Annotated in this window: 16 protein-coding genes and 2 pseudogenes; 6 read left to right on the plus strand and 12 right to left on the minus strand. The window is 38.3% G+C overall.

The genetic code is table 11. The features are described from left to right. The first annotated feature begins 135 nt into the window (after positions 1 to 135). Together ABMA72_RS03435 and ABMA72_RS03440 are read left to right on the plus strand one after the other, a co-directional pair. Entirely contained in the window at positions 136 to 1,419 is a 1,284-nt protein-coding gene (locus ABMA72_RS03435) for a tetratricopeptide repeat protein (RefSeq protein ID WP_392856102.1), read from the plus strand. A gap of 23 nt (positions 1,420 to 1,442) precedes the next feature. Further along, complete coding sequence (locus ABMA72_RS03440) at positions 1,443 to 2,210, plus strand: Nif3-like dinuclear metal center hexameric protein (protein WP_392856103.1); 768 nt, start codon at positions 1,443 to 1,445, stop codon at positions 2,208 to 2,210. Between the two features lie 81 nt (positions 2,211 to 2,291). Here the strand turns inward: ABMA72_RS03440 and ABMA72_RS03445 are convergent, their stop codons facing one another. From ABMA72_RS03445 to ABMA72_RS03455, 3 genes are read right to left on the minus strand one after another with little or no spacing between them, the layout of a single operon-like run. Further along, entirely contained in the window at positions 2,292 to 2,783 is a 492-nt protein-coding gene (locus tag ABMA72_RS03445) for a PaaI family thioesterase (protein WP_392856105.1), read from the minus strand. After that, positions 2,783 to 3,589 (minus strand): pyrroline-5-carboxylate reductase family protein, encoded by an 807-nt coding sequence (locus ABMA72_RS03450; protein WP_393056090.1) that lies wholly within the window; start codon positions 3,587 to 3,589, stop codon positions 2,783 to 2,785. The genes ABMA72_RS03445 and ABMA72_RS03450 overlap by 1 nt, the downstream gene beginning before the upstream one ends. Further along, the gene (locus ABMA72_RS03455) at positions 3,589 to 7,695 is read right to left on the minus strand and encodes a proline dehydrogenase family protein (RefSeq protein ID WP_393056092.1); all 4,107 of its coding nucleotides are present in this window, start codon (positions 7,693 to 7,695) and stop codon (positions 3,589 to 3,591) included. The genes ABMA72_RS03450 and ABMA72_RS03455 overlap by 1 nt, the downstream gene beginning before the upstream one ends. A 179-nt stretch (positions 7,696 to 7,874) precedes the next feature. Between ABMA72_RS03455 and ABMA72_RS03460 the strand changes: the two genes are divergently transcribed. The 3 genes from ABMA72_RS03460 (at position 7,875) to ABMA72_RS03470 (ending at position 10,038) form a co-directional block, all read left to right on the plus strand. Then, positions 7,875 to 8,234 (plus strand): response regulator, encoded by a 360-nt coding sequence (locus tag ABMA72_RS03460; protein WP_392856111.1) that lies wholly within the window; start codon positions 7,875 to 7,877, stop codon positions 8,232 to 8,234. Next, positions 8,235 to 9,362, plus strand: a complete 1,128-nt coding sequence (locus tag ABMA72_RS03465) for a hypothetical protein (RefSeq protein ID WP_392856113.1) — start codon at positions 8,235 to 8,237, stop codon at positions 9,360 to 9,362. A 103-nt stretch (positions 9,363 to 9,465) separates the two neighbouring features. Beyond that, on the plus strand, positions 9,466 to 10,038 hold the full coding sequence (locus ABMA72_RS03470; protein WP_392856115.1) for a hypothetical protein: 573 nt from the start codon (positions 9,466 to 9,468) through the stop codon (positions 10,036 to 10,038). Positions 10,039 to 10,100: 62 nt separating this feature from the next. Here ABMA72_RS03470 and ABMA72_RS03475 read toward each other — a convergent pair whose 3' ends face one another. The 7 genes and pseudogenes from ABMA72_RS03475 to ABMA72_RS03505 form a co-directional block, all read right to left on the minus strand. Then, entirely contained in the window at positions 10,101 to 12,251 is a 2,151-nt protein-coding gene (locus ABMA72_RS03475; protein WP_392856117.1) for a hypothetical protein, read from the minus strand. Between the two features lie 8 nt (positions 12,252 to 12,259). Continuing rightward, on the minus strand, positions 12,260 to 12,940 hold the full coding sequence (locus ABMA72_RS03480) for a hypothetical protein (protein WP_392856119.1): 681 nt from the start codon (positions 12,938 to 12,940) through the stop codon (positions 12,260 to 12,262). 249 nt (positions 12,941 to 13,189) lie between these two features. After that, the gene (locus ABMA72_RS03485; protein WP_392856121.1) at positions 13,190 to 13,912 is read right to left on the minus strand and encodes a hypothetical protein; all 723 of its coding nucleotides are present in this window, start codon (positions 13,910 to 13,912) and stop codon (positions 13,190 to 13,192) included. Positions 13,913 to 14,012: 100 nt separating this feature from the next. Beyond that, positions 14,013 to 15,944, minus strand: coding sequence for an acetoacetate--CoA ligase (locus ABMA72_RS03490; protein WP_392856122.1), 1,932 nt, complete (start codon positions 15,942 to 15,944; stop codon positions 14,013 to 14,015). 30 nt (positions 15,945 to 15,974) lie between these two features. Continuing rightward, positions 15,975 to 17,411: pseudogene (locus ABMA72_RS03495) on the minus strand (FumA C-terminus/TtdB family hydratase beta subunit); the annotation flags it as partial. 168 nt (positions 17,412 to 17,579) lie between these two features. Beyond that, positions 17,580 to 17,654 (minus strand): annotated as a pseudogene (locus ABMA72_RS03500) (histone protein); the annotation flags it as partial. Positions 17,655 to 17,844: 190 nt separating this feature from the next. Then, the gene (locus tag ABMA72_RS03505; protein WP_392990039.1) at positions 17,845 to 18,897 is read right to left on the minus strand and encodes a C1 family peptidase; all 1,053 of its coding nucleotides are present in this window, start codon (positions 18,895 to 18,897) and stop codon (positions 17,845 to 17,847) included. A 114-nt stretch (positions 18,898 to 19,011) separates the two neighbouring features. Here ABMA72_RS03505 and ABMA72_RS03510 point away from each other — a divergent pair, with 114 nt between their 5' ends. Beyond that, on the plus strand, positions 19,012 to 21,057 hold the full coding sequence (locus tag ABMA72_RS03510) for an ATP-dependent helicase (RefSeq protein ID WP_392856126.1): 2,046 nt from the start codon (positions 19,012 to 19,014) through the stop codon (positions 21,055 to 21,057). Here ABMA72_RS03510 and ABMA72_RS03515 read toward each other — a convergent pair. Further along, the gene (locus ABMA72_RS03515; RefSeq protein WP_392856128.1) at positions 21,038 to 21,376 is read right to left on the minus strand and encodes a hypothetical protein; all 339 of its coding nucleotides are present in this window, start codon (positions 21,374 to 21,376) and stop codon (positions 21,038 to 21,040) included. The two genes, ABMA72_RS03510 and ABMA72_RS03515, sit on opposite strands and share 20 nt — an antisense overlap. Beyond that, complete coding sequence (locus ABMA72_RS03520) at positions 21,363 to 21,644, minus strand: hypothetical protein (RefSeq protein ID WP_392856129.1); 282 nt, start codon at positions 21,642 to 21,644, stop codon at positions 21,363 to 21,365. Before ABMA72_RS03520 ends, ABMA72_RS03515 begins: the two co-directional genes overlap by 14 nt. Positions 21,645 to 21,725: the final 81 nt, after the last annotated feature.

A 21,725-nucleotide genomic window follows, 5' to 3' on the forward strand; every position in this document is an offset into this window, starting at 1 on the left:
AGAGATAAATTATAGACACTGGGGCCAATATTTTGGCCCCATCTTATTTTCACCTATCAAATATCAGACAGTTACAATTAAGAATTTTGGCACGTAATGTGTATATGTATAAAGTAACATGTCAACGAGTTGTTGATGCGTCACAACGTAGACAAGATGAATCATAGAGTGCATATTTCAGGGACGAAATATGAATATTCAAGGGAAGAAATCACTAAGATGAATACTATTCAAGAAATTTTATTAAGTGAACTTACACAATCAAGAAGCTACCTAGATAGGATTCTACATGCTGTTTGTGAATTAAGCGAGACTCACCTCGATGCTAAGGCACGCCTTATTATTGAAGAGTTTAGTTCTGAATACGATAAGCTAGTAAGTGAATTACTAATTCCATCTCACTTTGGTGATCTTAGTCTTCTCCACCAAAATAATTTTCGTCAAGGGCGTGAAAACTTAAGGCTCATGAATAACTTTATCGAAAGCTTTATTGCTCTCGCTCCAAAAAATGATGATGAAGTTGTTGGCGTTATCACTCGCCTCATCAACCTTTCATATAAGTACACAAGAGAACTTCACCTAATCTTAATCGAGCGCTCATCACTTGATGTTGCCACTCCGAGAATGGGGCTTTTAAAAGCAATCGATATTAAGGAAAAGAAAGAAGTCGTTGTTGCAAAAGAAATCATTAAGAAAGGTCCATTCACACTTATTGAAGGTGGACGAGTGGATGAAGATGATGAAGATATGGAGCACGAAGAAGACTTCACTCCTCCACTATACTTCCTAGAATCCCTTGAGATCCTAAATCTTGCTCACTCTAAAACGGCACCAATTCTTGGAATGAATGCCAAAAGAGAAGAAAAGTACGAGCAATATATTTCAGATGCCCATGTGCTAGTTTCTAAAAAAGACCTGGCCGGAGCATTAGAGTTATTTAATAAGGCCCGTGGCCATAAAGAAACAGCGGAAGTTCTAACTCTTATGGGTTGGGTAACTTCACAAATGGGAAATATTGAAGATGCGAAGTCACTTTGCCTAAAGGCAATTGAAATCGATCCAGAATATGGTGCTCCTTATAATGATCTAGGAACACTTCTTTTAAATGAAGGTCATATCAATGAGTCAATCAAATGGTATGAGCTTGCAAAAAAAGCACCCAAGTACACAAATCGCGAATATCCATATATCAATGCAGGCCGCGCCTATATGCAGCTTAATAATTTTGATAAGGCCATGGAAGAATTCGAGGTTGCTCTAAAACTAGTCCCAGAAAATCAAGAACTACGCCACACAGTAAGTAAAATCCGCTCTAGTGTAACAAAACCAGAGAATACGGATAAGACTCGTGGATTTGAGAAGTTCAAAGTTGATTTCTCTGGCCGCCAAGGGGATAATGATAACCAACCAACACAATAATTTTAACGGTATGGATATCATTTATGACAAAAATCTCAGCAAGTGAGCTTGGAAAGTTCTTAGCAAAACACCTTAACACTTACGAGTATAACGACTACGGCCCAAATGGCCTACAAATCGAAGGTCGACCAGAGATTTCAAAAATAGCATTTGCTGTTTCAGCACAAAGAGACTCTATTGCAAAGGCCTGTGAATTTGGCGCAGATGCCATGATTGTTCACCATGGGCTTTTTTGGAAATTCCACGGTGTCAGAACAATTACAGGAAGCTTCGCAAAGAGAGTAAAGCCTCTTATTCAAAATGATATCAATCTATTTGGCTACCACTTACCTCTTGATGCCCATCTTGAAGATGGAAATGCAGCAGGAATTGCCAAAGAGTTAGGCCTAAAAGATCTCAAACCATATGGAGACTACAAGGGAATGCCAACAGGTGTTCAGGGTAGCTTTGAAAAACCATTAAAACCAAAAGAACTAAAAGAACTATTAAAGAAAGTTCTAAATCACGAAATAATTCATAGTGAACCTAGTGATGATGAGATTTCATCAATGGGCATCATCACAGGTGGTGCAAATTCAGACTGGCGCTACTGTGTCCGCGAAGGACTTGATGCTTATCTTACAGGTGAAATGAGTGAGCATGACTGGCATGAGTCTCGTGAAGAAGGAATTCACTTCTTTGCAGGTGGCCACAATGCAACAGAAAGATTTGGTGTTCTTGCCCTTAAGAAATTAATTGAAGAAACTTACGGGCTAGAGTGTATCTTTATCGATTCAGACAATCCAGCTTAGGGTTCCAGCAGACTTTTACGTAAGCAATGCGTTGCTTTTAATAATGCTGTGCTTACGTAAAAGTCTGCTGGAACCCTATTTTTATTTTCTCTTTAAACTTAAAGTGATCGTAAACTTTGCGACAGGTTCATCCCCAGATACATCAGGGCAAGTTGCAATGATATCCAGTGGAAGATTGTGACGCTCATCACTTGCTAAAACTTTTTCAACAAAGGCATCAATCTCCTTACCTTGTGTACAAGTAAAGACCGTGTCACCTTCTGCTCTCTTTAAGAATTCAGCGTGAAACTCTTTAAAAGCAAGAGACACTCTCTTCCCCTTATCCATCGTCTTCTTCATTGCTGCAAATCCACCTGCAAGGTCGGCCCCACAAGCAAGAGCACCAAAGTACATACTATTTAAATGGTTTTTAGAACGCCGTGAAAGAGGGATTTTAATGGCCGTTACTTCATCGCTTAATTCAACAACTGTTGGCCTAAGCCAAAAAATCATTGGAACTTTTGTTAGGCCAAAAAGTCTTACAAAGGCCGTATTTCTTAAACCTTCTGGTAATTTATCTAAAACTTTCTTCATTACTTACTTCCTTTTAATTCAAGTGTTCTCTGGTATGCGCGCTCAATTGCACGATTAAACATCTCCTCCATCCCCGATTCTTTAAAAGATTCAAGGGCCTCATAAGTTACACCATTTTTTGATGTGACATTATTGCGAAGAGTTTCAGCATCAGAGTTTTTAGATATCATGCGACCAGCACCTTCTATTGTACCTGCAACCATTTGATGTGCAAGGGCACCATCAATGCCGCGTGCTTTCATATCCTCAATTAAGATACGTGCAATTTCAAAGAAGTATGCAGGGCCTGAACCTGAAAAAGGAGTGATGGTATCAATATCGTCTTCATTTTCAAAAACTGTATTAATTCCACTTGTATTAAATGCCTGCCAAAAAGCGCCCCACTTATCTTGGTGAACAGTCTTTGTTTTATAAAGAGCATTAACTCCAAGGCCAACTTGCGCCGGCGTATTTGGCATAATTCGAATAATTTGATCAGTTGTTAGATACTCTGTTAATGCCTTAGCGTCACTTCCCGCAAGAAGTGAAACAATTGTTAAATATGGGTGCGTAAGAAAATCAATTTCTAGCGCGACTTGTTTTAACTGTTGCGGCTTAAAGCAGGCCCAGAGGTAATCAATATGAGTATTACGTAACTCTTCAAGGTCCTTAACCCAAATCGCACCAAAATCATCAGCAAAGCTTTTTGCCTTATCTCCACTTGGAGTAAAAACTAAGAACTCACAATCTTGCGAGTTTTGGATGAAACCAGGGATTAAAGCGCGGGCCATATTGCCCGCTCCTAAGATTAAGTGACGATACTTCATTATGAGTCTAACTCCATCGGTGCTCCGTGCCTCATGATATTAACAGCGTAGCTTCGCTCACATGAGAACATATGGAATAGGTCAAAGTAAGACCCACTAATATAGTCTTCAAGTGGTGAAATAAATGACGTCATAACAAATTGCCCATTCTGCTCACCAACTGCACTATTGAATTCTTTTATTGATTCAAGATCACCATCACAGATAACCACATCAAAGTTCTCACTTAAAAGTGTGTGCATCTTTTCCTTGCTTACGTGGTAGCAATCGATATTCTTCTTAGAGAAACGATTCTTCTTTAAAATATCAATTAGGTAATTCCACCAACGATAAGCTTCAGCATTTGAACAAAGGATTGTAACACCTGTTCCAGTTGTTAAAGACATCAGTACCGCAAAGAATGTTTGCATATTAATTTCTTCATTTAAGCTTAAATAAAGAGCACGGTCTTTATTGCAATCAAAAACAGAGTAATTGATTTGTCCTGGGATATAGCGATTATCACGCCCCTTATTTAAGAACTCTAGATAATCAACCTCAAGCCACTTCTTAAGTTCCTTAAGAGCATGTCTCTGCTCTCCGAAAGTTCCTGGGAATAATGGGCCAAAGTTACTAATAATCTCATCTAGCGCTGAAAGCATTTTTTCACGTCTTACAAAGTGATCAGAAGAAGAACTACGAGATACAACTGGTTCATAATCACTTCCATTATCAAATTTTGAAGAATTCAGCTCTTGCGAACTATTACGAACAAAGAGGCTTCTTAGGTAGTCAGCACCACCGGCCTTAGGGCCTGTTCCAGACATTTTAAATCCACCAAAAGGCTCGATAGCAACACGAGCACCTGTGATCGGACGGTTGATATAATTATTTCCGATATACATCTCTTTCGTTAAGAAATCGATATCATCTTGAGATTGAGAGAAGACTCCACCGGTTAAACCGTACTCAACACTATTGAAGATATTTAATGCATCTTCATAATCATCATAAGCAACGATATGGATAACAGGAGCAAAGAGTTCACGTGATGCAAAACTATCTTTTTCTAAAGCACGTGACTTTGGAAGTTCAATAATTGTAGGTCCTACGCAATAACCTGGAAGATTTTCTTCTGAACGATTAACGTGAACCACTCCACCGTACATCTTCGCTTCTTCACTAGCTTCTTTAACCTGAGCAATTAAGCGATCTTTCTCTTCTTGACTCACAAGAGGATTGATAAAGCTAGCAAAGTCTGTAGCAGGCCCCACATAGATATCATTAGCAGCTTGCTTAAGACGAGCAACTAATTTGTCCTTTACTTCTTTGTGAACAAGGACACGAGAAGCAGCAGAACACTTCTGCCCAGCATGAGCAAAAGCAGAGTAAAGAATTCCTGAAACTGTTTCATCAAGCTCAGCATTATTTGTGACGATCACAGCATTCTTTCCACCCATTTCAGTAATAACTCGAACTGGATAGTTCTTACCTGTGTTGCGATTCTCATAAAGTCTCTTGGCACAAGTTTTAGCAATATGAACACCAACTGGTTTTGATCCAGTAAAGATCACACCAGCGATACGCTTATCTTCAATAAGCTTTTGCCCAACAGTCTCACCCACACCTGGAAGGTGAATTAGAGCATCCTTAGGTACACCTGCCTCATGGAATAAATTCACGAGTTCGCAAGTAATAAGAGGTGTTTGCTCAGCAGGCTTTAGGATAACTGTAGATCCTGTTAAAAGTGCCGAGGCCGTCATTCCACATGGAATAGCAAGTGGGAAGTTCCAAGGAGCAATAATAGCAAATGGGCCACGGGCCTTGTACTCTTCGTTATCACCTACTTCTGCTAATTTTCTAATATAGAAGTTTAAGAAATCGATTGCTTCATCAACGTCCGCAAGAGCTTCGCCAATTGCCTTACCAGACTCATGCATAATAAGTGCAGAGTAGTAATTACGGCGAAGATACATGATCTCAGCAGCACGGGCCATAACAGCAGCTCTTTCTTGCCATGCAGACTTTGACCACTCACCTTCATAGAAAGACTCATCAATTGTAGCAATTGCTTTTTGCGTATCATCTAGGTTTGCAAAAGTTATTTTTCCAACGACACTCTTTCCATCAGACGGAGAAAGTACTGATTCCGACTCTCCTGCTAGAGAAAAGTCTGTTGCATAATCCTTTCCTGATTCAAATTTTTCAAACTCACTTCTAAAATACTTAAGCTCTTTTTCAAGATAAGTTTTTAGTGGAGGACAGTTACTAAATTGTCCGTGAACCTGAGTTAATGTTGAGTCTAAATTTAGAAGCCCTTCGCTTTGGTGTTTTTCAAAAATCTCATTCGGTGCCATAAGTTTTGCATTCTTCTTATGACTTCTCATGATTGTTAGGACACCAACTTGAGAAGAATTTTCCATAATACGACGAACAAGATAGGCCATTCCAACAATTAGAGATCCAATTGGAACGTAATTTCTTACGGCCCATCCCATCTTTGCCATGGCAGTCGATAGGGCCTCATAAGTCATATGCAGACACTGGTGCTCAATTTCATCAATGTCGTTAAATTTCATTTCTCTTAGTGCTTCAGCGTATGCATGGTCTGCAAAGTTATGAGAAGCAATACAAAGCTTGATATGTGGAAATGCTTTATACATTTCATAGATCATTTGTCTGAAGTTAATATCTGTTTCTTCTTTATTTAAGAATTCAGGAGCATTGTGACCATGGGCCTCGGCCTCAACAGTCTCGGCATCCCAATAGGCTCCCTTAACAAGACGAACAGGCATAATCATGCCACGCTCTTTTGCCAGCTCGACAACATCTTGAAGATGGTCGTAACAGTCACGTAGATATGCTTGTACAACAATTCCTGTATCGGCATAGTCTTTTAGCTCTTCGGTTTCAAGAAGGGCCTTCTTATAAATTTCAAAAACGATATCACGGTAGTGGTAATGTTCAGCATCGATATTGATAAAGACTTGCTGCTCTTTTGCAGTCTTTAGGATTTTAATAAGTCTTGGGGCAACTAACTTGTAAGTATAATCAAATGCCTCAGGTTTAAAGTCAGAACAAAGGGCCGAAACTTTAATTGAAACGTGCGCTCTTAAAATCCCCGCTTTATTGCGACTTCCAGGTGTAATGTGCATGCTAAAACCATTAACTAGTTTTAGAACTTCATTCATATAATTATCAGCTTCTGACTCTGAAACAACGAGTTCTCCAAGCTGGTCTAGAGTAACATCTCTTCCCGTATTAAAGATTGCTGCAAAATTCTTTTGTGCACTTTCAATTGTTTCACCAGCAATAAATCTCTTTGCCATAAAGCGAACTTTAAAACGTACGATATTAGCAAGTGCCTTAGCAGGAAAAATGCGTACAATTAAAAGAACAAAGTAAAAGAGAACAACTAGTTGCGGTGGTAGTGGTTGACGATCTCCTTTCAGATCTAATCGCTTTGCTTTTTTAGAATCGAGAATAAGACGTCTTAATGACTCTCTTAAAATACGCTTAACTTCCTTTCCCTCTTTATCGTGATCAAGAGATGGTAGGATTGCTAAGAATTTTAATAAGTGAATTCTAAGAAGTGCATAATTTGCAGTAAGACCTAGAGCAAAGTCAGAGATCTTTTCAAAGAAGACTGGTTTATAATCATTAAGAAATGTAAGAAGTTTCTTTGTGATTGTATCAGACATCTCACTTACAGACTGGTCCTCGATTTCATCGAGCTTCTTTAGTCCATAGCGATGACTAATGATATTACTCACACCAGGAAAGTCTGCAATCTTCACACTCATAACATTTGTTACGTGTGCTTTGAATTTCTTATAATCTTCACTTTCCTCTCCAACATAGTTATCAAGAAGAAAGATCTCATTGGCCATTTTTATATTACAAAGGCGTAGTACTTTTTCGTCCTTATCAATTCCTAATAAAAATTGAACACCTTCAAGACCTATTTGAAATTTGAATGAAGAATCAAACTCCGTCCAAAATAGTAAATCTTTTTTAATAGACTCTTTAATTTGCGAACCATCAAATAAAAGAGATTCAAAATGATCATAGTAATCTAAGCGAAATGAATCATTTAATTGTGCGCTTTTAACCACAGGTAACTTCACATTAACTCCAATTAAAGTGTGTTTCTCAACGAAAAGTTGATTTCTTTTGTCATTTAATTATCAGCGGGTATAATAAACTAAAGTGAAGGTTTAAAAAACAAAATTCACACATCTAACTCACAGCAATAAATAACTAAAAATTACTTTTGATATTAATTAAGATTTGAGAAAATATATTTATGAATGAAGAGATCCTATTTATCGATGACGATGAGAATATTGCTGAGCTCTTTGCTCTTACCCTAAGCCAAGAAGGCCATGAGACATTGGCCCTTAGCGGTGAAGTTGACGTGGAGCACTACTTCGACAATATTAGCGACAACCTCAAGGTAGTCATTGCCGATAAGAATATGCCAGTTATTAGTGGCGCAGAAGTTGTGCGTCGATTCGAGAATAGCTCGAAAGCTGGTACATTGAAGTATATCATCATCTCCGGTGACGAAGAGCTAGATAATGAGGAACTTCGAGACAAGGTTCACTTCATTAAAAAGCCTTTTAAAAAAGAAACTCTCTTCTCTGTGATTGAGGACATTATTTAAATGCGCATAATGGTTTGTCTATTTATATCACTCCTAGCAGTAAAGGTATCGGCCATCACCTATACGATGGATGACTTGCGTGTGCTCTATAAAGACAAATCTCACCGTGAATATATGAAGCACTTCCTAGATGTTAGGCCTTCTCAAAGAGATTTTGAATGGAAGAAGATGACGCGAGAGATGGCAACTTCGTATGTCGAAGATCTTATCAATAAAAATGAGATTAATAAGGCGCAGTTCTCAAAAATAACAAAGTACATTGAGAATAAGAATCTTAAGGCCTATGCCTTTTTCACTCTTGCCTACTCTAAATACGCTAGACTCTACTTTCAAAAGTGTTCAAGCTGTCAAAAAGACTTAGATACTTATATTTCTCATTCGGCCCGCTATCCTGATATCGACTTTGATATCTATAAGGTGCTATCAGCACCACTCCAGAGCAAGTACGACAACTTAGTCAAGGCACCTTTAAAAAGTAACGATTCAATCTACTACTGTCGCGAAGATCAAGGGCAGAAGGCCTTCTTACAAATTATTGTCAAAGAGATTTCTCGCACAGACACTAAGGCCTCAATCATCAACAAGGCCAAGGATATCTTTAATCCAGATTGTCTAAATGGTTTTGCCAAGGCCGACATTGAGTCACTTCTTAGGCCAAGTGATTATAATAGCGAAATCATTTTTCTAACATTCAATGCATTTGATAAAATTGATGAACAAACGAAATCTGTTTTCCTTACTAACTACCTTTTAACCAATCCAATCCCTGGGCCTGTGATGAATATGGCCTGGAATAAAATGGAAGAATTATCGGCCAATTATGACAGCAGAAAAAAAGTGTTGGACGATCTTCTTAAGTATCACCCTCTAAGAGGAGAGATCTTTCATCGCCGAAACGGTAAGGCCAGCACAAAAACGAAGGTTATTATCAAGAGGTTTGCTAAGAACTTTCCAGAATATATCGAAAGTTACGCTCAAACTTGCCTGAGCTTCTACGATGGTAAGAAGAAGTTTCCACGCGGAAATCCGGCCCGTTATTGCGATGATTTCATGGCAGAAGACGTTGCTGGCCAATGGTTAAGTGACGAAGTCCGTTTACGCTATTCTGGCGCTAAGAAAATCAAGTAGTTACATCCAGTACATTATACAACTCGCCGCACAAAGGCTTGCCTGATAAGCTCAACTATGGGAGGATGCCCGTATCAACAAATAATATTAGGGAATTAGGGAAATGAAAAAAACAATACTAGCATTACTACTTGCTCTACCAGTGTTTGCAAATACTGGGGATCAGGGTCAAGAACCTACACCAAAGCCTTGTCTTGAGTTAACTCAAGAAAAACTAATAGGCCTAGAGAGTAAGCCGGCAAACGAGTTAGTATTTATCTCTAATAAATGTTCATACGCTGATTTTTCAAAAGAGCTAAAAGAAGGTCTGCAAAAAGCAATTCTTGGTGCCGATGACAGCAGACTACAACTACTTTTAAAAGACGAAAAGATCAATGTTATCATGGATACACTTGCCACAGATCACGTTGGTTCAACTCGTTTCTCATATGAAGACACAAAGAAGATTGAAGACTTCTACTCTTCAACTAAAGCTGATTCTCTAAAACAATCAGGAAACCTAGAGTCTTTTAGAGAAGAACAATCTGATGATTTCTACTTAGTACTATTTTTTAATGCTGAAAAAGATCGTCTAATTGTTATCTACAAGAGACTTACAGAGGCACCAGTTAAGACAGAGCCTTCTGGGCCAAATGATGGTTCATCAGACGACCTTCCTTCTGAAGAAGTTCAATAAATCAAAAGGCCCTTGAAGTCATTTTAAGGGCATAAAGTTTCATAATATAAATTTGAATAGAATTATAGAATTAAAAATTTCTTGGCATATAGACTCGCGGCCAAGTCAGCATTTTTGCGATTTCGATTTTCAACTCGGTAACCGATGAAGACACGCTTTCCAGCTTGAAAGCGATAAGCAGGAGTAAGCCTTACAAACTTATCCATATCACCTTTGTAGACAATAAATTCTTCACCAGGCTTTAAGTCTTTGGCGTTAATAAGAAGTGAGCCTAGGTCGATACTCTCAGCACCCCAAGAAACCTTAATCTTTTTAACCTCACCTTTTTCACTTGCAATACTTCTGCCCTTTTCATCTTTCTCATAGGCAAGGCCATTGAACATTTTTGAAATCTCAGATGCATCTGGGTGATTTGTAATCGAAGCCGGTAAAGTTGCTCCAGAACTTTGAAGATTATTTAAATCAATATTTGGTGCCGAACGCCCCGTGATATCAACTACTGTTGCCTTCTTCTCAGGTTGCGTAAATGTTGAACTTCCAGTTGAAGAAGATCCACCGCCACCTGTGGCAAAGTTTGATCCACCACCTGCCCCGGTACTTGCAACATTTGCGATCGGATAATTACCTGATCCGTTTGAACCTCTTCCTCTTCTACCTCTTTGGATTGGCTCAAGAGTTTCAGCATCATAACGTTGGTACTTATCTTGATTCTCACGCGCTATCTTTTCTCTTTCTCTTTTAAGTCTTTTTTGCTGTTGAGTTAGGGCATCGGCAAGACTACTTCCAGCTTGTCTTAATGTTTTAATAGTCTCAACAATCTGCTTCGTATTTTTTGAAATATTTCGATTATTTCTTGTTCGTGCTCCCATTCTTAAACCGCTTCGGCCAGATGCCATCTGTACTGCGCCAGAGTTTACACCATCACTTATATTTGCAGACTCTGCCACTTGTGTTGTTGCCGGAGCCTCAGAAGGTCCAGTCGGTTTAGCTGCTATCTGAGACCCAGTAGGAGCATCATCTTGAGTAGGTACTTGAGCAATTTTTTCATTCTTTTCAGGGCCACCAATATCAAGGGCCTCACCATCTTTGCTGGCAAAGAATTGTGAAACAAGTGAGCCCTTCTTCATCGAGTTAGACTCGATCTTTGCAAGCTCAATTCTTTCTTCTAATTCATTAGAATCATCTTCATGCAGATGACTTCTAAAGAAGGCAATATCATCTTCATTTAACTCACCTGATTTGAAGTCTTTTAATAATTGGTTACCTATTGCTTCTTTCAAAAATTTACAATCCGGAGTCTCAGAATTTTCAATACAATTTGCTTTTTTAAATTCATCTAGTGCCTTATTGTTGTCAACATGACATCCATGTATTGAATAAGGAGCTTCGTCCATGCAGATTTTAGTACAAGTTGGATTTACCGGTGCTTCAAGTGATTGATGAGCATTCTTTAAAGTCGAAAGAATATTGTTAGACATATCTTCTCGATATGGACGATCTTTTATTTTACAAAAGTAATTAAAGTTATCAATATCTGGTGTCGTTGCAAGGTCAAAGTCAAATTTATCAAACTCAGGTCCTGAAAGAGACTCTCCTTTACAAAAACCAATCACTTCGTTTTCAAACTTTCTACAAGAGTCATCAAGCTCTTCTTGTGAAGGTACACCAACCCCTGCAGTATTACCTAAAGAAGATTGACAGATATTTGATCTAAATTGATTAATTGTATTATTATCTGAATTAGAAGATTGAAAGATTTCTAAGTAATCATTACCTATTTCACTACCTAGATCAAGACCCTTATATTCTGGAAATAATTCATCAATCATTTGTTGATCGCAATTCTTAGAAAGCGTATCATTTAAACTACAATTAAGACTTAAATTTGAATTATCATTTTTGATACTTTCTGCTAACTCGAAAATTTTAGCTTTAAGCTGTTTTCCACTTTTTTGTCGAAATGCCACTCGGCTCTGATCGTAGTCAGTTTTATCGCTTTTTGAGATACATTCACAATATGTGTCAGAATTAGCATCTAGACCAAGTTTTTCAACACACTCGCTTCCGACCTTTGACTTAAGACCACTTCCCATTTTTGCAGCAATTTCCTCAATATTATCACCACCAATAAAAATTGCAGCAATTCCTGCACGACATTGAGCATTCGTATAGAAAGAAAAATGAATAGACAGAATAAAAAGTAATACTTTCAACTTCTTCCTTAATTCACGTTAATAGGCATATCAGGGTCTTCCCTTTTAATCTCATCAATTGTCTTTACAGGAAATAAATTAAAGCGTTTTCCCGATCTAAGCCGTCTCATTACGGCCGCATATTCCTTTGCACGCTTAGAGTTTGGAAAGTTCTTTTCAAGGTAAGCAAAGACATGAAAGATAGGACCTTCTACAATTTTTCCCTCTCTTTCAATTCGTATATAAGCATTAGGATCAACTCCTCCAAATTGAGATTTCATCATCGTCCCAAGATAGCTTGAGTAGTTTCCAGAGTAACTTAAATCATCGAAGAAGTTTTTACGAAACGCCCAACAATCCATCGTTAACATATACTTAAAGAAGAACTCTTGTCGGCCCCCTGGGTAGTGCTTATCTATATTCTCCATAATTGAATTATAGCTTGGCACAATATCATTGGCCGAAAAATAGGCATCACATACAGCCCTTACATTTGGCTGCATAATTTCTTTCATATTTGCAGGCCAATCTTTTGGATAATTTGGATTTGCGCCGTACGATCTAACATTGGCAATTTTACGGATATTCTCTTCGTTTACAGAATCCAGAGTTTCGAGAGTCCCCTTCACGCAATTAACACCATCAGATGCAAAACTATGGCCGTTTTGCACTAACAATAATAATAAAAATGGTAAAATCAACTTCCTCATAAACTAATCCTTTGTGAACTAATCGGAAGCAAAATATTTGACTTTAGGGTTTAGTTCACAAAATTTCGCATAATTTCAATAACTTACTTGAGTGAACCTATTCACTAAGTAGTTGAAAACACGTCATTACTAGAGGTAACGCCTCAGCTATTATTATAAATGAACTAGAAATTAAGAACAAAGAGAGGCCGTAAGCACTTGATTGCTTATAAAGTAGGCCCCAATAAAATTTGGCAATAGAGATTGCCTCTACGGCATTGGTAGCGTGATTGGCATATCAGGTTCTTCTTTTTTAATCAGTTCTAGAGACTTTTTTGGAAACTTTGCAATATACCTAGGGTGTTTAAGTCGTTTCACAATAGGTAGATATTCAATTTTAAAGCGCTCAGATTTTGAGTAATTTTTTAGAAGATGATCATAGACAATATACATTGGCCCTTCAAACATCTTCCCTTCACGCCAGATACGAATAAAAGTATTTGGATCAGCTCCACCAAATAATGGCTGCATCATATCACCAAACAAGAGTCCGATACCCGCCCTAGCATTAGCATCATTACCAGACGTAAAGTAATCAAACATATTTTTAGAATAATGCCAGCAAGGAAGAACTAAAAGGTATTTGAAGAAAAAATCTGTATCATCGCCATCTTTGTATTTTTCAGTAATATTATCGCGAATGTCTTGAAAAAATGGATCAGTAGGATTGGCCTTAGCATAGAAATCACAAACAGTTCTTAAATCAGGACTTAGAATCTCTTTTATATTTCTAGGTAGCTTTGGATAGTTATAATCATAATTGATAATAGGCCCAATCGATTGAGACTTTGATGAAGCAAGCATTCGAACATTCTTAACATTTACAGGGTCAAGTGTTTCGAAACTTCCGCCTAAACATTCAACAGAATTCGAGCTTTTAGCTTGAATAAAAGCACAATTAAGCGCAAGGAATAGGTAGATAAAATTTCGCATGACATGTTCCCTCTTTGAACTATCTATACTCATCGGGTGTTATCCCAATGGCCAAAGAAGAAACCCATGAATTTCAAATAAAATCAATTGCCTAGAGAGTTTAGATATTTGAGAAATAATCTAATGTCTCAGGATTTGCCACGGCCTGAACATTATCAAGTGCACGGCCATTGATAAGACGGCTAACGGCCATCTCCATCTTCTTTCCAGAGCGAGTATATGGAATTCCCTTAACTTGAATTACACGTCTTGGCATATGTCTTGGCGTCGTATTTTCACGAATACGCGCTTTAACAAACTTACAGTCTTCTTTAGTTAGCTCGTGACCATCTTTAGTTACGACAAAGAGCCATACCTCAACATCGCCATCGACATTCTTTCCGACACAAACTGAATCTTCAATAAAGTCGATCGTCTCAGTTTGGCGATAGATTTCGGCCGTACCAATTCGGACACCACCAGGGTTTAACGTCGCATCAGAGCGGCCTAGAACCATAGCTCCACCACCTTCAGTGATCTTTATAAAGTCACCGTGATGCCACACTCCCTTAAACTCAGAAAAGTATGCTTTATTGATACGCTCACCATCATCATCGTTTAAGAAGTAGATTGGGCGCGAAGGGAAACTTTGAAGACAAACTAACTCACCTTCTTCACCTGTTTCAACTTTCTTTCCTTGTGAATCAAAGCAGGTTACGTCCATACCAAGGCCCGCACACTGAAGCTCACCTCTAAAGACAGGAAGAATTGGGTTTCCTAAGAAGAAACAACCAATAATATCTGTTCCACCAGAGATGCTTGAGAGTTGAATGTCTTTTTTAAACTTCGAATATACGTAGTCAAACTGCTCAGGAAGTAGTGGTGCTCCTGTTGAAAGAATTGTTTCAAGTGATGACATATCATACTTAGAAAGATCCATATTTGAATCTTCTAAGGCCTTTAAGAATTTTGGACTTGTCCCAAAAATATTAAGCTGTTCTTTTTCAATCAGTGAAACAAAATCGCCAAAAGTAGGATAACCTGGTGAGCCCTCATAGAGCACAACAGTTGATCCAAAATATAGAGAAGAAACAAGCCAGTTCCACATCATCCACCCACAAGTCGTGAAGAAGAAGATTGATTTGTCTTCTTTAAGATCTGAGTGAAGGCCAAGTTCCTTAATATGATTAACAAGTGTTCCACCAACACTATGAACAATACACTTAGGTTTTCCAGTTGTTCCAGACGAGTACATAATATAGAGAGGGTCAGCAAAGTCACACTCTGTATATTCGATCTCTTTATCGACTGGTTTTACAACTTCACTCCAGCTAACTCCCTTATGAATAGAGCTTGCATCAAACCCCTCACCTTTGAAGTCAACAACGATGACTTTCTCAATAGAGTCAACGGCCTGAACAACAGCATTAATCTTTTCTGTTAAATCAAAATACTTACCACCGTACTCGTAACCACTAACTGTTACGAGAACCTTAGGCCTTGATTGCCCAAAACGATCAATAACACCTTCGATACCAAAGTCACATGAAGTTGATGTAAAGACACCACCAAGAGATGTTGTCGCTAACATTGAAACGACTGTCTCAGCGATATTTGGCATATAGCCAGCAAGAACATCACCCTTTGAAATATGAGGTGCGATAACTTCTTGAAGGCCAGCAACCGTATTTTTTAAGTCTTTATATGAAATTTTTTGAGCCTGGCCGTTTTCTCTAATGCTATTTAAAGCAATGGATACGTCACGGCCATTTTTTAGAAGGTTCTTTGCGAAGTTTAATTTTACCTTTGGAAACCATCCATAAGTATCAAAGCTTAAATCTGTGCACACTGGCTCTAAATCACCAGTATAATCAACGTCAAAGAACTTCACGAGTTCTTTCCAAAAGCTTTTAGGATTATCCACCGAGTACTTATGTAGCGAGTGATAAGACTTACAATCGAGTCCTTGGGACTTATTAATTTGTCTTATAAACTCCATCATATTTGATGACTGAATTCGCTCTCTACTTGGCGTATATAAAATCTTATTCACTTCTTCTAACCTCAAATTGCTTAGTTAAAACTAAACTAGTCCCTTTAGAATTTCAGCACTCTCCGCTTCAACTTTTGAGTGCAGAGAATTTCCATGAGCATCCATTGTCACAACAACAGGAAACTCATCAACAGTTAATTCCCAGATTGCTTCAGGTGAACCAAGATCACGCCAATAAACATTGTCTACAGACTTAATCTTCTCAGCTAAAACCTGTGCAGCGCCACCGATACCGTGGAAGTAAACACATCCATACTCTTTACAACCGTCAAGAGTCTTCTGTCCCATACCACCTTTACCGATAACACCAAGGATACCGTGGTCGCGCATGACTTCCCACTGATACGGCTCTTCACGAATTGAAGTAGTCGGCCCCGCGGCCTTAACTTCGTATGTCCCATCTTCATTTTCAAGGACAACAGGTCCACAGTGATAGATAATCTGGTTATTTAAATCAACTGGTGGCTTTGTCCCTTCGTGAAGACGTTTGTGAACAGCATCGCGTCCCGTAAACATCTTTCCAGAGATTAAAACCATATCTCCAACTTTAAGTTCTCTAATTTGTTCTTTTGTAAATGGATAATCTAAACGTTTCATATACGCCTCTTAGTATAGCCAGTTTTTAATTTGGTTATTAGGTTTAAGTGCAATCCCCTGTCTTCTAAATGCCCAACACATGTAAGACACAGAAACAAAGAATGATGCTGGTAAACGGTTAAGGTCAGTAACTTTACAACCTAGAAGAGTTGTCTTACCACCAAATCCCATTGGCCCAATACCAAGTTTATTTGCAGTTTCAACAATATCAGCTTCAAGAGCAGCAAGTTCAGCTTTTGCGTTTGTATCATCTAGCTTTCTTAGGAACTGATCCTTAGCAGCGACGTGTCCTGTTCCTCTATCACCACCGATACATACACCAAGAACACCTGGCCCACATCCCTTACCTTGGGCTTTTTGAACACAATCAAGAATTGCTTTTCTTACACCATCAAGGTCACGTCCAGCGTTTAGCTCTGTATTTGGAAGAGAGTATTGAGCACCAACATTTTCACATCCCCCACCTTTAAGCATAAGCTTAACTTCTAGGTTCTTAGACTTGTGTTGCTCAAATTTGATAACAGGGTGTCCACCACCAACATTCATACAGTCATTCTTACCAGTTAGTGAATCAACTGAGTTCTGTCTTAGGTAACCGATTTTAGTTGCTTCAAGAACGGCCTTTTCACATACCTTTCTGAATGCATCTTGATCAAAGTCTCTTGGATGATAAACCTTGAATACAATTGTCCCTGTATCTTGGCAAAGTGGCTGAGACTTTTTCTCTGCCATCTTGATATTTGCTTGAATGATATTCATTGCGTATTCAGCAGTTGTATTCTTTTCTTCTCTGTGAAGAGCATCAAGAACAACTCGTTGAATATCGTCAGGAAGAACAGTTGAAGTAACTCTAATAAGTTCTAAAAGAGAGTCAAAAAGGTCCTTTGAAGGATTTACTTTTTTAGCTGCTTTCTTTGGTGCTACTTTCTTAGTTGCTTTCTTTGTAACTTTTTTGGCAACTTTTTTCTTAGTCGCTTTCTTTGCTACTTTCTTCGTAACTTTTTTGGCAACTTTTTTCTTAGTTGCTTTCTTTGCTACTTTTTTCTTAGCAACTTTTTTCTTCGTTGCTTTCTTTGCTACTTTTTTCTTCGTTGCTTTCTTTGCGACTTTCTTAGCAACTTTTTTCTTTGTTGCTTTCTTTGCTACTTTCTTAGCAACTTTTTTCTTCGTTGCTTTCTTTGCTACTTTCTTAGCAACTTTTTTCTTAGTCGCTTTTTTAGCTACTTTTTTCTTTGTTACTTTTTTTGTCGCTTTTTTAGCAACTTTCTTCTTTGCTACTTTCTTCTTGGCCATGGCCATCTCCTTAATCTATATAGAAAAAATTTCCAAAATCATGTGCATATTTCTGAGTAATCATTCCATAACCTGGATAGCTTACTCCATCTAACTTAAATCTTTTTCCAAAGCCTTTAACACCCCAAGAGTTTTTAAAGTAATAAACACCTTTGTACTCAAACTCTTGCCACGAACCATCTTCCATCTGCATTCTTGTCTTAACGACAATATCGTCATCATAACCAACAAGAATCATCGAATGGCCTCCGCCATTAGTTCGAGAAATTCGACGATCGCGAGTTCCTACTTCAGGATAGCCAACAATGCCGGCATACCATTTGGATTTATCTCGCTCTTGAATTTCATATGTTTCAGTTTTCTTAGAATTCCACGAACCATAGTATAACTTGGTCCCTAGAATAACTGACTTTCCATCACTTAACCATTTCTTAATTTTAGATAGGTCTTTCGACAGATAAGACTTCTTTCTTGAATATAGATCATTCACGAGAGTATCTCGTAAATAAATTGCCTCTTTTCTAATTGGAATAAAGTCCGGATCAATTTGAGCAATATCATAATCGGCCATTTCAAATAAACGTGGATCACGTTGGCCAAGCAGGCATGACTTTAAGTATTTTGGTAACGCAACTAAGTGGCCACAGGCTTGTTTGGCCATTGTAATCTCTGGATAGTCTTCATCAAGTGAAGGCCATTTCTTACGAGAGTACGGCCATGTCTTCTCATGGACAACTCCCCAATCAAGAATGGCGCGCATATTTCTTGATGTTGTAGAGCCTTCAGTATTCTTATCCTTCATGATGAGATACTCCATCCACTGCTCTGATAAGTCGAGCTCAACAGGAAGAACTCCATGCTTACGAATAAGTAAGTGCTCAACAATTCCAATTGCACTAAACATTGTGCATGTACCTCGTGAGCCTTGAGACTTAACGGAAGTCTGGTGGCCAATTAATGCATGGATATCACTTCGACTAGGAAGCTCAGATGCTTGGGTATATAGCGCACCCAGTAGAATTACTAAATTCAATAAAATCGATCGTAGTTGTGTTGTGTTCATGCATGAAATTCTGACTCTTTAGCTCGGTTTTATCAAGATGCAATGCATTTAAAAAAGTAAGTCAGAATTGATAAAGCGATTGCCTAATCGCCTCTCTGGAGGCACATTATAGGCATGATTTCATTGGCAGGATTAAACGACAAACAACGCGCGGCGGCTGAGACCATCGAAGGCCCAGTACTGATTTTAGCAGGTGCTGGAAGTGGTAAAACACGTACTATCACGTATCGTATTGCGCATATGGTAGATAACCTGCATATTCCAGGTAAGCAGATCCTGGCCGTATCATTTACAAATAAGGCCGCAAAAGAAATGAAGGAAAGAGTCCACGGTCTCCTAGGGAAGAATAAGTCTCGAGGAATGACACTAGCGACATTTCACTCTCTTGGTCTAAAAATTCTTAAGAAAGAAATTACTCATCTTGGTTATCATAAGAATTTCTCTATTTATGATCAAACAGATCAGATGAGCATCATTCGTGAAGGACTTAGACTTTATCACGATAATAAAGGCTCTTTTAAAAAAGAAGTTATTCAATCAAAAATTGGTAAGCTAAAAAACGAAGGGATCACGCCTGAAGACTTTGCTGACTCACCTTTCTTTGACGGTGAGGATCCATACGATCACGCAGTCAATTTTCTCTACGAGTACTATCAAGAGAAGCTTAAGTTTTATAATGCTATCGATTTCGATGATATTCTTCTCCTTACAGTAAAACTATTTGATGAGAACCCTGAGATCGCTCTCGAGTACTCAAATGGTTTTAAGTACATCATGGTTGATGAGTATCAGGATACAAACCCACTTCAATTTAGACTGATTCGTCACTTAACATGTGCACACGATAACCTATGTGTAGTTGGTGATGACGACCAGGCCATCTATTCATTTAGAGGTGCCGATATTGCAAATATTATTGGATTTGAGAGAGACTTCTCCCGAGCAAAAATTATTAAGCTAGAGCAAAATTACCGCTCAGTTTCACCAATTCTAAAACTTGCTAACGCTGTTATTCAAGAAAATACAGATCGAAGAGATAAGACACTTTGGTCAGATAAACCAAGTGATCACAAACCAATTCTTTGGGAGCTTGAAGATACTGATCATGAAGCGGAAATCATTGTAGAGGATATTATCTCTCACCAGTCAAAAGGTGGACACCTTGGTGATATCGCAATCCTTTACCGCTCAAATACACAAGCTGCCCCAATTGAAGAACAGCTAAGACTTTCACAAGTTCCATATACAATTATTGGTGGTCAGAAATTTTACGAAAAGAAAGAAGTAAAAGATATCATGGCCTATCTTTCGGTTATTAAAAACCCGGCCGATCAGATGGCCCTTCGAAGAATTCTAAATGTTCCAAACCGTGGGATTGGAATGAAGACATTAGAAAAATTCTTAGAAGAAAGCGAGGCACACCAAATCGATCTCTTTAGTGCGATGAAAGGTGCACCAGAGCTTGCAGGACCAAGAGCTGAAAAAATATCTGCATTTGTTCAATTGATCGAAACAGCAAAGGGATACTTTGAAAGACAACCACTTAGTCAGGCCATAACAAGCCTTACTGAAGATTTAAAATATTTTGAATATATTGATAAATGTTATGATCAAGTTAAACAGGCCTCTAGAAGAAAGGACGATATTCACTTCTTCATTGAGTCAGCGGCCCGCTTTACAGAAAACTTTAAAGAGCAAGCAACCCTCAATAAATTCATGGAAAAGCTCATGTTACAGGACTCTCAAGACTCAAAAGATGATGAAGAGGATGATGATGTGAGAAAGAATGAAGTGACAATGATGACACTTCACTCATCTAAGGGCCTAGAGTTTAAGCAAGTTTATATGGTTGGAGTTGAAGAAGAAATTCTTCCTCACAAGAGAACAATTGTTAACGGCGAAGGTGACGCGGAGGAGCGTAGACTTTGTTACGTTGGAATTACACGTGCTCAAGAAAAGCTTATTATGACAGTTTGTAAGCAGAGAAAGATTTACGGAAATATGCTTGCGCGCCATCACTCTCGTTTTCTTTGCACAGATAAAGCTAAGAGCTTCTTTGTTAAGCAAGATCGCCAGAATTTTGGTCACCTTGAGTCGCAAGAAGAAGTGGATGCCTATAAGAAAGACTTCTTTTCAGGCCTTATGAATCTTCTAGATTAAAATCAATGATAACAGTATTTGAAGAATAACCAGGAATAAGGCTAATGAGTGCCTCAAAGAACCCCTGTTTAATTGTAACTCGCATTTTACTAACCATGCGACAATCGTAGCTTCTTTGCCTAAAGATATCGCGAATTCTTCTCTCTTCAATTCCAAAACCAGAAATATTTTTTGAAACTTGATATTGAAGCTTCTCTTCAGAACTTGCCCACACTCCATTTCGAGAAGCACAGAATTGGCTATTAAGCTTTACACCACTTGAAGCGCAAGAAGTAATCAATAACAATAAAGGGAGCATGATAAATTTAGTAAACTTCATACTCATTCTCTCCAATATCTGTTGCGGCCTTTACTTCAATTTGTTTTTTTGAAAAGAGTCCGAAGCTTAAAAATTTAATGAATTGATCTAGGGGTGACTCCAGCTCTTGAATTTCGATACGAGAGACATACTCACTTCGACGTCGAAAGAAATCATTTCCTAACTTCACATGGTGTTGTTTTGGAAGAGTTCCATAGAACATATTTTGAACTTCATGATTAGCTTTTAGTGTAATGGCCTCTCGATTAGCATGTTTTGAAATATGCAATAGTCTTTCCCCTTCTCCACTATAGAGAGTATTAGAGCAAGACGAGAGAACTAAAACCATGAAGGCCAAAACGATAAGCTT

This window comes from Halobacteriovorax sp. CON-3, from assembly GCF_043196995.1.
Lineage (GTDB): Bacteria > Bdellovibrionota > Bacteriovoracia > Bacteriovoracales > Bacteriovoracaceae > Halobacteriovorax_A.

Excerpts from the sequence above, each read along its gene's own strand:
- ABMA72_RS03450 (WP_393056090.1), bottom strand. The coding sequence starts at position 3,589 with ATGAAGTATCGTCACTTAATCTTAGGAGCGGGCAATATGGCCCGCGCT.
- ABMA72_RS03505 (WP_392990039.1), bottom strand. The coding sequence starts at position 18,897 with ATGAACACAACACAACTACGATCGATTTTATTGAATTTAGTAATTCTA.
- ABMA72_RS03515 (WP_392856128.1), bottom strand. The coding sequence starts at position 21,376 with ATGAAGTTTACTAAATTTATCATGCTCCCTTTATTGTTATTGATTACT.
- ABMA72_RS03485 (WP_392856121.1), bottom strand. The coding sequence starts at position 13,912 with ATGCGAAATTTTATCTACCTATTCCTTGCGCTTAATTGTGCTTTTATT.
- ABMA72_RS03440 (WP_392856103.1), top strand. The coding sequence starts at position 1,443 with ATGACAAAAATCTCAGCAAGTGAGCTTGGAAAGTTCTTAGCAAAACAC.
- ABMA72_RS03465 (WP_392856113.1), top strand. The coding sequence starts at position 8,235 with ATGCGCATAATGGTTTGTCTATTTATATCACTCCTAGCAGTAAAGGTA.
- ABMA72_RS03460 (WP_392856111.1), top strand. The coding sequence starts at position 7,875 with ATGAATGAAGAGATCCTATTTATCGATGACGATGAGAATATTGCTGAG.
- ABMA72_RS03470 (WP_392856115.1), top strand. The coding sequence starts at position 9,466 with ATGAAAAAAACAATACTAGCATTACTACTTGCTCTACCAGTGTTTGCA.
- ABMA72_RS03435 (WP_392856102.1), top strand. The coding sequence starts at position 136 with ATGCGTCACAACGTAGACAAGATGAATCATAGAGTGCATATTTCAGGG.
- ABMA72_RS03445 (WP_392856105.1), bottom strand. The coding sequence starts at position 2,783 with ATGAAGAAAGTTTTAGATAAATTACCAGAAGGTTTAAGAAATACGGCC.
- ABMA72_RS03510 (WP_392856126.1), top strand. The coding sequence starts at position 19,012 with ATGATTTCATTGGCAGGATTAAACGACAAACAACGCGCGGCGGCTGAG.
- ABMA72_RS03480 (WP_392856119.1), bottom strand. The coding sequence starts at position 12,940 with ATGAGGAAGTTGATTTTACCATTTTTATTATTATTGTTAGTGCAAAAC.